Source organism: Neorhizobium sp. CSC1952, assembly GCF_030378245.1.
GTDB classification, from domain to species: Bacteria; Pseudomonadota; Alphaproteobacteria; order Rhizobiales; family Rhizobiaceae; genus Neorhizobium; species Neorhizobium oryzae_A.
Genome location: NZ_CP128416.1, coordinates 4,246,640 through 4,259,449 on the forward strand (window position 1 = coordinate 4,246,640; position 12,810 = coordinate 4,259,449).

Annotated in this window: 12 protein-coding genes; 7 read left to right on the forward strand and 5 right to left on the reverse strand. The window is 64.0% G+C overall.

Going from position 1 to position 12,810, the window contains the following annotated elements; genetic code table 11:
• Position 1: 1 nt before the first annotated feature.
• On the reverse strand, positions 2-439 hold the full coding sequence (locus tag QTA58_RS20540) for a hypothetical protein (RefSeq protein WP_289670554.1): 438 nt from the start codon (positions 437-439) through the stop codon (positions 2-4).
• Positions 440-561: 122 nt separating this feature from the next.
• Here QTA58_RS20540 and QTA58_RS20545 point away from each other — a divergent pair, with 122 nt between their 5' ends.
• Entirely contained in the window at positions 562-1,020 is a 459-nt protein-coding gene (locus QTA58_RS20545; RefSeq protein ID WP_289670555.1) for a GNAT family N-acetyltransferase, read from the forward strand.
• Here QTA58_RS20545 and QTA58_RS20550 read toward each other — a convergent pair.
• Positions 998-2,215, reverse strand: a complete 1,218-nt coding sequence (locus QTA58_RS20550; RefSeq protein WP_289670557.1) for an AI-2E family transporter — start codon at positions 2,213-2,215, stop codon at positions 998-1,000. The two genes, QTA58_RS20545 and QTA58_RS20550, sit on opposite strands and share 23 nt — an antisense overlap.
• Before the next feature lie 223 nt (positions 2,216-2,438).
• Entirely contained in the window at positions 2,439-4,493 is a 2,055-nt protein-coding gene (gene parE, locus QTA58_RS20555; protein ID WP_085424454.1) for a DNA topoisomerase IV subunit B, read from the reverse strand.
• A gap of 195 nt (positions 4,494-4,688) precedes the next feature.
• Here parE and QTA58_RS20560 point away from each other — a divergent pair, with 195 nt between their 5' ends.
• The 5 genes from QTA58_RS20560 (at position 4,689) to QTA58_RS20580 (ending at position 9,730) form a co-directional block, all read left to right on the forward strand.
• Complete coding sequence (locus QTA58_RS20560) at positions 4,689-5,573, forward strand: alpha/beta fold hydrolase (RefSeq protein ID WP_289670560.1); 885 nt, start codon at positions 4,689-4,691, stop codon at positions 5,571-5,573.
• 145 nt (positions 5,574-5,718) lie between these two features.
• Positions 5,719-6,489 (forward strand): triose-phosphate isomerase, encoded by a 771-nt coding sequence (gene tpiA, locus QTA58_RS20565; protein ID WP_289670562.1) that lies wholly within the window; start codon positions 5,719-5,721, stop codon positions 6,487-6,489.
• A gap of 92 nt (positions 6,490-6,581) precedes the next feature.
• Positions 6,582-7,058, forward strand: coding sequence for a preprotein translocase subunit SecG (secG, locus tag QTA58_RS20570; RefSeq protein ID WP_289670563.1), 477 nt, complete (start codon positions 6,582-6,584; stop codon positions 7,056-7,058).
• A gap of 128 nt (positions 7,059-7,186) precedes the next feature.
• Positions 7,187-8,824: a CTP synthase gene (locus QTA58_RS20575; RefSeq protein WP_289673240.1), complete on the forward strand. Its 1,638-nt coding sequence runs from the start codon at positions 7,187-7,189 to the stop codon at positions 8,822-8,824.
• Between the two features lie 135 nt (positions 8,825-8,959).
• Positions 8,960-9,730, forward strand: coding sequence for an SDR family oxidoreductase (locus QTA58_RS20580; protein ID WP_289670564.1), 771 nt, complete (start codon positions 8,960-8,962; stop codon positions 9,728-9,730).
• 9 nt (positions 9,731-9,739) lie between these two features.
• On the opposite strand, the gene QTA58_RS20585 is transcribed toward QTA58_RS20580, so the two are convergent.
• Positions 9,740-10,828: a citrate synthase/methylcitrate synthase gene (locus QTA58_RS20585; RefSeq protein ID WP_289670565.1), complete on the reverse strand. Its 1,089-nt coding sequence runs from the start codon at positions 10,826-10,828 to the stop codon at positions 9,740-9,742.
• Positions 10,829-10,886: 58 nt separating this feature from the next.
• Between QTA58_RS20585 and QTA58_RS20590 the strand changes: the two genes are divergently transcribed.
• A complete protein-coding gene (locus QTA58_RS20590; protein WP_289670566.1) occupies positions 10,887-12,059 on the forward strand; it encodes a citrate synthase in 1,173 nt (390 codons plus the stop codon).
• 53 nt (positions 12,060-12,112) lie between these two features.
• Here the strand turns inward: QTA58_RS20590 and QTA58_RS20595 are convergent, their stop codons facing one another.
• On the reverse strand, positions 12,113-12,685 hold the full coding sequence (locus QTA58_RS20595) for an NAD(P)H-dependent oxidoreductase (RefSeq protein WP_289670567.1): 573 nt from the start codon (positions 12,683-12,685) through the stop codon (positions 12,113-12,115).
• Positions 12,686-12,810 lie beyond the last annotated feature (125 nt).

The following is a 12,810-nucleotide window of genomic DNA, read 5'->3' on the forward strand; positions in this document are numbered from 1 at the left end:
CTCAGCGCTGGAGTTTCCTGGCGACCCAGGAGTAGCTATCCTCTACGAGACGCACCGGCTTGACCATCAGCGTCTTCACGCCTTCCGTCGTCGGCAGAACGGCCTTGACGCGGTGGATCGCACGCTCCGCCAAGGTTTCCTTTTCCTGCGGCGTGACCTCAAGCGTGACTGGGGCCGCTTGCGGAGCAGGCCCAGACGCAGGCGCGCCGGGCTTTGCCTGCGGCACCGGTGCGTTTGCGACCTCCGTCGTTTCCGGCTTCTGGCAGACGGCGATGATCATCGGGTAGGGCTGGCTCACATAGCCGGCAAGCTGATCTTCGGAAACCGCATCGCACATTTCGATGGTCGGCCAGCGGTTCTCGGCGGTCGCTATATAGTGGCAATCGGTTCCGGCGTCGTCGCAGCCGAGAATGGTCATGACGATGAGTGCGGCGTTCATGTCGTCCCCTGGATGATGGTGATCGACTTAGAATGTGCAATCTTGGCCCGATCAAGGCGGTTTCAAACGCGTTCTTCGTCCTGTAATCGGGTAGCCAACATGCCAGAGCAAGGAGAATGCCGATGACCGTGACGATCGCGCTCGAGCCGCCTCGCCAGCCTGAGGTGCTGAGGCTTCTCAAACTCTCGGACACCTACGCGGCTTCGCTCTATCCGGCTGAAAGCAACCATATGGTGGATGTTTCGAGCCTGGAGGAGCCGGGCGTCTCTTTCTTCGTTGCGCGGAGCAGCGCTGCGGTGCTCGGCTGTTGTGCGCTGGTCAAAGCGGACGACGGCACGGCGGAAATCAAGCGCATGTTCGTCGACGAGCCGGCGCGGGGCTTGAAGCTTGGTAGACGGCTGATGGACGCGATCCTGAAACGGAGCCGCGAACTCGGCCTTTCAGCGATCCGGCTGGAGACCGGCATCCGCCAACCGGAAGCGATCGGCCTCTATCGCGCCTACGGATTTACGGAGATCGGGCCGTTCGGAAACTACCGGCCCGATCCGCTCAGCATCTTCATGGAGAAGAAGCTTTCCTGACCACCGGAACCTCGGGAGGAAGATCCTGGACGGCCGGGCCTTTGGCGAGATCGGCCGATTCCACTTCGGTGCTTTCGGCCATCTTCACCTCACGGATCCACTCGCGCCAGATCGAGACGAGGAGGGCCATCAGCACCGGACCGATGAAGAGGCCGAGGAAGCCCATGGTGCTGACGCCGCCGACCAGGCCGAAGAAGGTCGGCAGGAAAGGCAGCTTGATCGGCCCGCCGACCAGGCGCGGCCTCAGCGTCTTATCGACGATGAAGAGCTCCACCGAACCCCACAAGAACAGGCCGGCACCCGCGAAGTAAGAACCGTTCGCCACGAGATAGAACGAGATCAACGTGAAGGAGAGCGGCGCACCGCCCGGAATGAGGGCCATGACGCCGGTGATCACGCCGAGGGTTACGGGCGAGGGGACGCCGGCGATGTAATAGGCGATGCCGAGCACGATGCCTTCGCCGATGGCGATCAGCGTCTGGCCCGTCACCGTGGAACTGATCGTGGCGGGGACGACGCGCGAGATGCGCCCCCAGCGGGCCGGCAGGATGCGCTCGCCGAGAAGGTCTATCTGCTCGCTGAAGGCTCCGCCGTCGCGATAGACGAAGAACAGCGCGATCAGCATGAACAGCAGCGTCAGGACGAGATGGAAGGCACCGTCGCCGGCCGCAACGATGGCGCGATAGATGTTGCCGATATTGGCGCCGCTGACGATCTGGATGAGTTCGCCGATCGCGCCGGGGGCGCCGACATGCTGAACCCACTGGATGCCGAGCCATTCGCCAATCCATGGAAGGCCGGTGATCCAGGCCGGCGGCGGCGCGCCGAAACGGTTCACCTCGGCCGCCCAGACGATCCACTGGCGCACCTCGCCGATCGTGTAGGAGATCGCAATGCCGATCGGCACGATGAGGAACGTCAGGATGAAGATGATGGCGAGCGTGGCGCCAAGCGTCGTGTTGCCGCCGATGCGGCGCAGCAATTCGCGGTAGAGGGGCCAGCTCGCAAAACCGATGACGAGCGCGGCGAGCACGGGTACGACGAAGCCGTGGAAGAAATAGATGCCTGCGATGGCGACGAGTACGAGGAGCCAGCGCGCTGCGGAAATGGGCGGAATGAGCGCAACCCTGCTCGGCGCCACCGGTCCAAGCCAGCGCGGCTCCTTCGGTCCTTTGCGATCGTTATTTCCGCTCACCACTGATCCTTTTCCGTTTCCGCCATCATATGGCTTATGAGGCTTCCTGGCACAAGAGTAAGCGCCAGCCTTTAAAGGGAAGCTTACGACCTAGACGGCAGATGCGATAGAAATATGAAATCTTCCTCCGGTTAAAACCGGAAGTAGATGCAAACGTTCCTGATGAGGCCCTTTGGGGACCCAAGGGGGATGGAAAGGGCTGGCGCTAACCCGAACGACCGGTTCAGATATCCAGGTTTTCGGCGAAGGCCGCGCGCTCCTGGATGAAGCGGAAGCGGGCATCCGCCTTGGTGCCCATCAGGTTGTCGACCGCCTCGCGGGTGCCTTCGAAATCCACGTCGTCGATCTCGACGCGCAGGAGCGTGCGCTTCGCCGGATCCATGGTGGTTTCCTTGAGCTGCGCCGGAAGCATTTCGCCGAGACCTTTGAAGCGGCTGATCTCCACCTTGCCTCGACCCTTGAATTCGGTCTCCATCAGCTCGATGCGGTGCGCATCGTCGCGGGCGTAGATGGTCTTCGATCCCTGCGTGATCTTGTAGAGGGGCGGCACCGCCAGGTAGAGGTGGTTGCCGCGGATCAGCTCCGGCATTTCCTGATAGAAGAAGGTGATGAGCAGGGACGCGATATGCGCGCCGTCGACATCCGCGTCGGTCATGATGATGACGCGCTCGTAGCGGAGGTCTTCCTCGCGGTATTTCGTCCGCGTGCCGCAGCCGAGCGCCTGGATCAGGTCGGCGATCTGCTGGTTGGCGGAGAGTTTTTCGCGGCTGGCGCTGCCGACATTGAGGATTTTGCCGCGCAGCGGCAGGATCGCCTGGTTGGCGCGGTTGCGGCCCTGCTTGGCCGAGCCGCCTGCCGAGTCACCCTCGACGATGAAGAGTTCGGCGCCTTCGGCCGTATTCTGCGAGCAATCGGCAAGCTTGCCCGGCAGGCGCAGCTTGCGCACCGCCGTCTTGCGGTTGACTTCCTTTTCCTTGCGGCGGCGCAGGCGCTCTTCGGCGCGCTCGATGACCCAGTCGAGAAGCTTCGCGGCTTCCGCCGGATTGCCGGCGAGATAGTGGTCGAAGGGATCGCGAAGCGCGTTCTCGACGATGCGCTGGGCTTCGACGGTGGCGAGCTTGTCCTTGGTCTGGCCGACGAATTCCGGTTCGCGGATGAAGACCGATAGCATGCCGACCGCCGATATCATCACGTCGTCGGTGGTGATTTCCCTGGCGCGCTTGTTCTGCGTCAGTTCGGCATAGTTCTTGAGGCCCTTGGTGAGGGCGATGCGCAGCCCCGCCTCATGCGTTCCGCCTTCGGGTGTGGGAATGGTATTGCAATAGGAATGGACCTGCGGATCGCCGCCATACCAGGTGATCGCCCATTCGAGCGCACCGTGGCCGCCGGTCTTTTCCGTGCGGCCGGCGAAGATTTCGCGGGTGACGGTGAATTCCTTGCCGAGCGTGGCGGAAAGATAATCCTTCAGGCCGCCCGGGAAATGGAAGACGGCCTTTTCGGGGATTTCGCCGCCGGCGGGCACGACGCCCGCATCGCAGCTCCAGCGGATCTCGACGCCGCCGAAGAGATAGGCCTTGGAGCGCGCCATGCGGAAGATGCGCCCGGCATCGAATTTCGCGTGCTCGCCGAAGATCTGCGGGTCGGGATGGAAGCGGACCTTGGTGCCGCGCCGGTTCTGCACGTCGCCGAGCTGTTCCAGCCCGCCCTGCGGAACGCCACGGGAGAAACGCTGCCGGTATAGCTTGCGGTTGCGGGCGACCTCGACTTCCAGAAGGTCCGACAGCGCGTTGACGACCGAAACGCCGACGCCGTGCAGGCCGCCCGACGTCTCGTACGCCTTGCCGTCGAACTTGCCGCCCGCATGCAGCTTGGTCATGATGACTTCGAGGGTCGACTTGCCCGGCACCTGCGGGTGGTTCTCGACCGGAATGCCGCGGCCGTTGTCCGTGACGGTCAGGAAGCCTTCGGCATCGAGATGCACCTCGATGAAGTCCGCGTGGCCCGCGACCGCCTCGTCCATCGAGTTGTCGATGACTTCCGCGAAGAGGTGATGCAGGGCCTTTTCGTCCGTGCCGCCGATATACATGCCCGGGCGCATGCGCACCGGTTCGAGGCCTTCCAGAACGCGGATCGAGGAGGCGCCATAGTCGTCACCGGACGATTGCGACGGGGCAGGGCGCTGCGCCGGAGGCTCGGCCCGGGCGGCGGGCGCGGGTTCGACGGCGACCGGCTTCGACGTCAGAGGCAGGTCTGCGAAAAGGTCGTTATTGTCATCCATCGGCTCAGTCGATACTACCTGTCGGGGTGCGGAGGAGGAAGCCATATCCATCCCATGCTGTTTCGAATCACTCGCGATTCTGCCAGAAAGCGGGCTTTTTCGCGATGCCGCAAGGAAACGGCCGTTTTTCAGCAATGCTTTGCCGGTATCGCAATAGCAAGATTCAACGGCCGTGGAAGACCGATGAAAGAAATCATGTCCACAATTCATTTCGTCTCCGGTGCGGTTCTTGCAGGTCTTATTACATTCGCCGGGCTGCCTGCAGCCGCTCAGGAAGGTCCGATCAAGCCGTTCAAGGACGACCTGTTTTCCCGTCAAACGGTGCTGAAATCTGCCGACGGCGGCGCCTATGAGGTGATCGATTATCAGGAGATGCGCGACATCAACGGCCGCGACCGGGAACCGGAGCGGCGCGTCAAGGACGCCTATGTCTCGCCCGGCGTGCGGCGCCACCAGGAGAACGAGACGCTCGATCTTTCCGACCGGAGGCTCGATGTCACCAGGGTGGGGCAGGCGAAGGGCGCCGCCTTCACCGTGATCTTCATCCATGGCCGCGGGGGTGACCGGCGGCTCGGTGTCAACGACTACACGTTCGGGGGCAATTTCAACCGGCTGAAGAACCTCGCCGTCGCCGGTGGCGGCAACTACTATTCGCCGAGCGTCACGTCCTTTGGTGAAAAAGGCGTGGCCGACATCGCGGCGCTCATCCATTATGCCCGTGAACAGTCCGGAGGAGGGCCGGTCATCCTCGCCTGCGCCTCGATGGGCGGCCTGATCTGCGAAGGGATCAGCCGTGACGGTCAGGCGGTGCGCGATCTCAAAGGCATGGTCCTGCTCGGTGGCCCGCCGGATCCCGGCCTGCCCGGAAGCGCCCTGGCAAGGCGCAAGGTGCCGATCTACTTCGCCCACGGCAGCGCCGACAGCGTCTACAAGGCAGGAGAGCAGGAGGCTGTCTATCGCAAGCTGAAGGGTAGCGGCTATCCCACCCGCTTCACGCTCTTCGAGACCGGCAGCCACGGCACGCCGATCCGCATGGTCGACTGGCGGAAGGTGCTGAATTTCCTGCTTTCCGCCGGCTGACGAGGCAGCCGTTAACCAAAGTCTTGAACCAAGACCCGTCTTTTGCGTACCAATTTAGGCTGGATGCGTCTAAACAGGTTCCCGTATATGTGGAGGTCCGGTTTTTCGACGGTAAAAACCGAATAGAGAGAGGACATATCTGCCGATGACGCCCGACGTTCGCCCGCTCGTTGCCGGAAACTGGAAGATGAACGGCACCCGCGAGTCCCTGACCGAAATCAAGGCCATGGCCGAAGGCGTCCGGGGCGCATTGTCCGAAAAGGTCGATGCGCTGATATGCCCGCCCGCTACGCTCATCTATGTCGCGACCGCGCTTGCGACCGACAGTCCGCTGATGATCGGCGGCCAGGACTGCCACCAGAGCGTTTCCGGCGCCCACACGGGCGACATTTCGGCAGAGATGATCGCCGATTGCTTCGGCACCCATGTCATCGTCGGGCATTCGGAGCGCCGCGCCGACCATGCCGAGACCGATCACCTTGTCCGCGCCAAGGCCGAAGCCGCCTACGGAGCGGACCTGACGGCAATCATCTGCGTCGGCGAAACCGCGGACGAACGCGACGCCTACCAGACACTCGACGTCCTGAAGCGCCAGATCTTCAATTCGGTGCCGGAAGCGGCGACGGCGACCAATACCGTGATCGCCTACGAGCCCGTCTGGGCGATCGGCACGGGCGTCACGCCGACCGTCGAGGACGTCAAGATCGCTCACGCCTTCATGCGAGCCGAGCTCGTCATGCGTTTCGGCGAAGAGGGCAAGCGCATGCGAATCCTCTATGGGGGCTCGGTCAAACCGGGAAATGCACGGGAGCTGATGGGTGTCGAGAACGTGGACGGCGCTCTCATCGGCGGCGCGAGCTTGAAAGCCGCCGATTTCCTCGCCATCTACCGGGTCTATGAAGAGCTGATTGCCTAAAGCTTTCAGAAGGGCTTGGAATGCGCGCGGCTCTCATGTAAAGAGCCGCCAACCTCATTGTTGCTTCCCGTCGCGGAGGCATGGATTTTGATATGCAGACCGTTCTGATCGTCATTCACCTCATGATCGTGCTCGCGCTTGTCGGCGTGGTGCTGATCCAGCGTTCCGAAGGCGGCGGGCTCGGCATCGGCGGCGGCTCCGGCTTCATGTCGGCGCGCGGCACCGCCAATGCGCTGACCCGCACCACAGCGATCCTCGCGACGCTCTTCTTCATAACCTCGCTGGCCCTCGGCATCCTGGCTCGCTACGAAAGCCGCCCGAGCGACATCCTGAACCGCATCCCGCAGGGACAGCAGGGTCAGGGCGGCGGCATTCTCGACCAGCTCGGTCCGGCGCCGGCACAGACCCCCGCACCTTCCGACAACGGCGTTCCGTCCGGTGCCGGCGCGGCAGCTCCGGCTCCCGCAGCGCCTGCGACCGGCAATGCTCCGGCAGCGGGTGCGACGCCGGCGGCACCTTCTGAGCCTGCCGCTCCGGCCGCGCCTTCGGGTGTCCCGACCGGCCAGTAAGGCCCGGGTCAAAGCTTCACGCTCCGGCAGGCCAAAAGCCTGCCGGTTTTATTTTGAGAAGATTCCACAGCCGTTTTTTTAGAAGCGGATAATTTGTGCTGGCGGAATCACGAATGAAAAGGTATCCGGTGACTCCCATGGCGCGATATGTATTCATCACTGGCGGCGTGGTTTCCTCCCTCGGAAAAGGAATTGCGGCCGCGGCACTTGGAGCACTGCTGCAAGCCCGGGGCTACCGGGTGCGGCTCAGAAAACTCGACCCCTATCTGAACGTCGATCCGGGCACGATGAGCCCGACGCAGCACGGCGAGGTGTTCGTGACCGACGACGGGGCGGAGACGGACCTCGATCTCGGCCATTACGAACGCTTTACCGGGCGTTCGGCGACCAAGACCGACAACATCACCACCGGCCGCATCTACAAGAACATCATCGACAAGGAACGCCGCGGCGACTATCTCGGCGCGACCGTCCAGGTGATCCCGCATGTCACCAACGAGATCAAGGATTTCGTCACCGAAGGCAACGAGGACTACGATTTCGTCATCTGCGAGATCGGCGGCACCGTCGGCGACATCGAGGCGATGCCTTTCCTCGAAGCGATCCGCCAGCTCGGCAACGACCTGCCGCGCGGCACCGCGGTCTATCTGCACCTGACCCTGATGCCCTACATTCCGGCGGCCGGCGAGCTCAAGACCAAGCCGACGCAGCATTCGGTCAAGGAACTGCAGGCGCTCGGCATCGCGCCGGACATCCTGCTGGTGCGCGCCGACCGGGAAATCCCGGAAGCGGAGCGCCGCAAGCTTTCGCTCTTCTGCAACGTGCGTCCGTCCGCCGTCATCCAGGCGCTCGACGTCGCCAACATCTACGACGTGCCGATGGCCTATCACAAGGAAGGCCTCGACAACGAGGTGCTGGCCGCATTCGGCATCGAACCGGCGCCGAAGCCGCGCCTCGAGCCCTGGGAAGAGGTCTGCAACCGCATCCGCACGCCGGAAGGCGAAGTGACGATCGCGATCGTCGGCAAGTACACGGGCCTCAAGGACGCCTACAAGTCGCTGATCGAGGCGCTGCATCACGGCGGCATCGCCAATCACGTCAAGGTCAAGCTCGAATGGATCGAGTCGGAAATCTTCGAGAAGGAAGATCCGGCGCCCTATCTGGAAAAGGTCAACGGCATTCTCGTGCCGGGCGGTTTCGGCGAGCGCGGCTCGCAGGGCAAGATCAACGCGGCGCGCTATGCGCGTGAAAAGAAGGTGCCGTATTTCGGCATCTGCTTCGGCATGCAGATGGCGGTGATCGAGGCGGCGCGCAATCTCGCCGGCATCGGGAAGGCCTCGTCGACCGAATTCGGCCCGTCCAAGGAGCCGGTGGTCGGCCTCATGACCGAATGGGTGAAGGGCAACGAGCTGGAGAAGCGCAGCGCTTCCGGCGATCTCGGCGGCACGATGCGCCTCGGCGCCTACAAGGCGGCGCTGAAGAAGGACACCAAGATCGCCGACATCTACGGCTCGACCGACATTTCCGAACGTCACCGCCACCGCTACGAGGTCAACATCGACTACAAGGACCGGCTGGAAAGCTGCGGCCTCGTGTTCTCCGGCATGTCGCCGGACGGCCTGCTGCCGGAAACGATCGAATATCCGGACCATCCCTGGTTCATCGGCGTCCAATACCATCCCGAACTGAAGAGCCGGCCGCTCGACCCGCATCCGCTCTTTGCGAGCTTCATCGAAGCGGCGCTGGAGCAGAGCCGTCTGGTATAACCGGCCGGCCGCTGAGGCGGCTCTTCCATCCATGTTTTTTGCGGCGATTTCTCCGCGCCTGATAAGGGCGCGGCATGGCTTGCATTCCCGCCGGTGACGTGCTCGGATCGCGGCATTTCATCGGGCGGGTTTGATATGAGCATTTTCAACAGATTTTCCCTGGACGGACGGGTCGCTCTGGTCACGGGCGGCGGGAGAGGGCTCGGGTTCGAGATGGCGCGGGCTCTCGCCGAAGCGGGCGCCCACGTGGTTCTGACAGGACGAACTGCCGAAACGCTCGATAAGGCCGTTGCCGCGATCGCGAAAGCCGGAGGCAAGGCGCAGGCGGCGGCCTTCGACGTGGTGGATATCGATGCGGGGCGGGCCGTCGTCGCGGATATCCGCAAAACGCATGGCCGGCTCGATATCCTGGTCAATAATGTCGGCGCCCGCGACAGACGTCCGCTCGCCGCGTTCGACGACCGCGAAATCCTGGACCTCATCCGGACGGATCTCCTTTCGGCGATCTCGCTGTCGCGCGATGCCGCGGAAATCATGAAGGAGCGGGGTCATGGCCGGCTGATCGCGGTCACCTCGATCATCGGCGACATGGCGATGCCCGGCGACGCGGTCTATCCGGTCGCCAAGCAGGGCATGACCGGCCTGGTGCGCAGTCTCGCCGTCGAATACGGCGCATTCGGTGTGACGAGCAATGCAATCGCGCCGGGCATGTTCGCGACCGAGACCAACGCCGCCCTTTCCGAAAACCCGGACATGATCGCTTTCGCGCGCCGGCGTGTGCCCCTTGAGCGATGGGGCCGGCCGGAGGAGATTGCAGGTGCTGCGCTTTTCCTCGCGAGCGACGCCGCCTCATTCGTCAACGGCCATGTGCTGACCGTCGACGGTGGGATGTCGGTCCGGATGTAATCGGCCTCTCTACGCCGCCTGGTGCATCGGTCCCACATAGACCGAGCGCGGACGGATCAGCCGTCCCTCGAGCGACTGTTCGCGGGCATGCGCGATCCAGCCGACCGTGCGGCCGATCGCGAAGACGCCGGTGAAAGCCTCGCGCGGGAATTTCAGCGCATCGAGCAGCAGGGCCGTGTAGAACTCGACATTGACGTCGAGGGGGCGGTCCGGCTTGCGTTCCTTCAGGATGGCAAGTGCCGCCTGCTCGACGGCTTCCGCAAGCCGGATGCGGTCCCGGTCGACTTGGCCGGTTGCGGTCAGCGGCTTCAGGGCGCCTTTCAGCGCATCGGCGCGCGGATCGCGCACGCGATAGACCCGATGGCCGAAGCCCATCAGCCGCTCGCCGCGATCCAGCGCCCGGGCAAGCCAGGCTTTTGCGTCGGCTTCCGTACCGACGGCCTCCAGCATGTCGAGCACCGGTCCCGGCGCACCGCCGTGCAGCGGTCCCTTGAGCGCGCCGATCGCCGCGAGCACGGAAGAGGTGAGGCCGGCCCTGGTGGAGGCGACGACGCGCGAAGCGAAGGTCGAGGCGTTGAGCCCGTGGTCGGAAATCGTCACCAGATAGGCATCCAGCGCCGCCACCTGCTCCCTGGAGGGAAGGCCTGCATTCAGCATGGCGAGAATGTCGGCGGACTGGGAGAGGGCGGGTGTGGGGGCTACCGGCGCCTCGCCCTTCTGCAGCCTCAGCACGGCCGGCAGGAAGACGGCAGGTGCCGCGAGCAGCCGGAGCGCCGTCTCGAAATCCTCGCCATCGGGCAGCCTCGCGCTCAGAGCCCGCATGGCATCGACTGGCGGCAGTTTCGACAGCGCTTCGTCCATCGCCTGTATATGGGCGAAAACCTCGGCGCGCATGCGGCCGAGACGCGCCTTCAGGTCGCTCACCGTGACGGGCCGGTCCAGCAGGCCGTCGAGCAGCAGGGCGGCCGTATCCTCATAGGTCGCGCGCCCGACGAGCCGGTCCAGGGATATGCCGCGAATGATCAGGCGGCCGGCTTCTCCATCCACGTCCGACAGCCGGGTTTCGGCGGCGACGACGTCTTCAAGTCCGTTATTCATGAGGGTTTCTCCTTTACGGGAGAGATGATCGGCCCTAGTCTTATTGACGTCAATCTTGATGCAATCGATCAATATGAACACGCTCTGGATCACCGCCGAACAGGCGCTCGCCCTTCTTGGGACCAAATCGCAGACGCTCTATGCCAATGTCAGCCGCGGGCGCATTCGTGCGAAGCCCGATCCGGCCGACCCAAGGCGAAGCCTCTATCAGGCCGACGACGTGAAACGGCTGGCGGAGCGCCACGCCGGGCGGCGGCAATCGGCGGCGGTGGCGGCCGAAGCGATCCGCTGGGGCGATCCCGTGCTGCCCACATCCATCTCGACGATCTCGGATGGGAAACTGTTCTATCGCGGCCGCGATGCGGTCGAGCTTACCGGACATGCGACGCTGGAGGAGATCGCCGCGCTTCTCTGGGACACCGGAGAGGTCCGTGTCGGCGTGGTCGAAGGGAAGGGTGGTGTATCGCGCATGGCGGCAGCCTTGATGGGGCTTGCCGCGCGCGTGACGACCGACCTGCCGGCGCTCGGCCGAAGCGCTGCCGTTCTCAAGGCCGAGGCCGCCCGCGTGCTGTCGACCGTCGCAGCAGGACTTGCGCCTTGGCGCGGCGATCCCCTGCCGCTGCACCAGCGGCTGGCATCGGGCTGGCAGCGGCCGGAGGCGGCTGAGCCGATCCGCAAGGCGCTGGTGTTGGCAGCCGAGCACGAGCTGAACGTTTCCGCCTTTGCGGCCCGCGTGACCGCTTCGTCGGGTGCCGCCCTTTCCGCAGCGACGCTTTCGGGACTGGCCGCGTTGACGGGCCCCAGGCATGGCGGCGCGTGGCTGAGCGTGACGCGGCTCACCGAACAGGCGGCATCGCTCGGGGTGCGCGAGGCTATCCGCGCAACCCTTTCCTCGGAGGGAGCGGTCAGGGCCTTCGGTCACCGGCTCTATCCCCAGGGCGATCCGCGCGCGCGAGCCCTCATGGCGAGTTTCGACGCGCCGGCGATCTACGGCTCGCTCGCGGAAGCCGGAGAGGAGCTGCTCGGCGAACCGGCCAATATCGATTTCGCGCTGGCGACGCTTGCCGCCACGTTCACGCTTCCCGAAGAGGCGCCGCTCGTCATTTTCGCGCTATCGCGCACCACCGGGTGGCTCGCCCACGCCATGGAACAGATCGAAGGCGGTCACCTGATCCGGCCGCGGGCGCGCTATACCCAGACCACCGGCCTTTCCGGAGCCTCGGACCTGTAGGGCTGCCCGCGGCAGAGAGAGAATCGCCGCCTGAGAGCCCGCACTTTCTTGGCTTACGAGCGGCCGGCCTTCAGCGTCTTCGTCCACCAGGCGAGATCGTCCAGCATGAGGGTCGCCTGCTGCTTCAGCACCTCGAAATCCGAAAGCGTCTTTTCACCCTGCAAGACGGCCGCGAACTGATCGCGCGAGATATGCACCGCCGCGCGGAGCGCCGCCATCTGCAGTTCGATGCAGATCAGGCGGAGCTGTTCGACCGCACGGGCGCCGCCGACACCGCCATAGGCCACAAAGGTCGCCGGCTTGCGGACGAATTCCGGATAGACGTAATCGAGCGCGTTCTTCAACGCGCCGGAAATGCTGTGGTTATATTCCGCGGTGATGAAGATATAGCCGTCCAGCGAGGCGATCTTCGCCGCCCATTTCTGGGCAACCGGATGAGAGGAAGGGGTCCTGGCCGGCGAGACCGGCTCCTCGAAGAACGGCATCGGATAGTCGCGCAGATCGACCACCTCGAAATCGAGGTCGCTGCGCTCCCCCGTGAGCGCCGTCAGCCATTCGACCGGTTTGTCGGCGAAGCGGGTGGGGCGGGTGGTGCCGACGATGATGCCGATTTTCGGGTTGGACATGTAAAACCTCCTGACAGTTTACAGATATGAATTTCGGATATGAGCTTGGAGCGCAGCCGACGAGACGGATTTGATGGGCGTGAACGTTCCGGCGAGACGAGATCGAAGGTTTAGCGGCTGCGGTC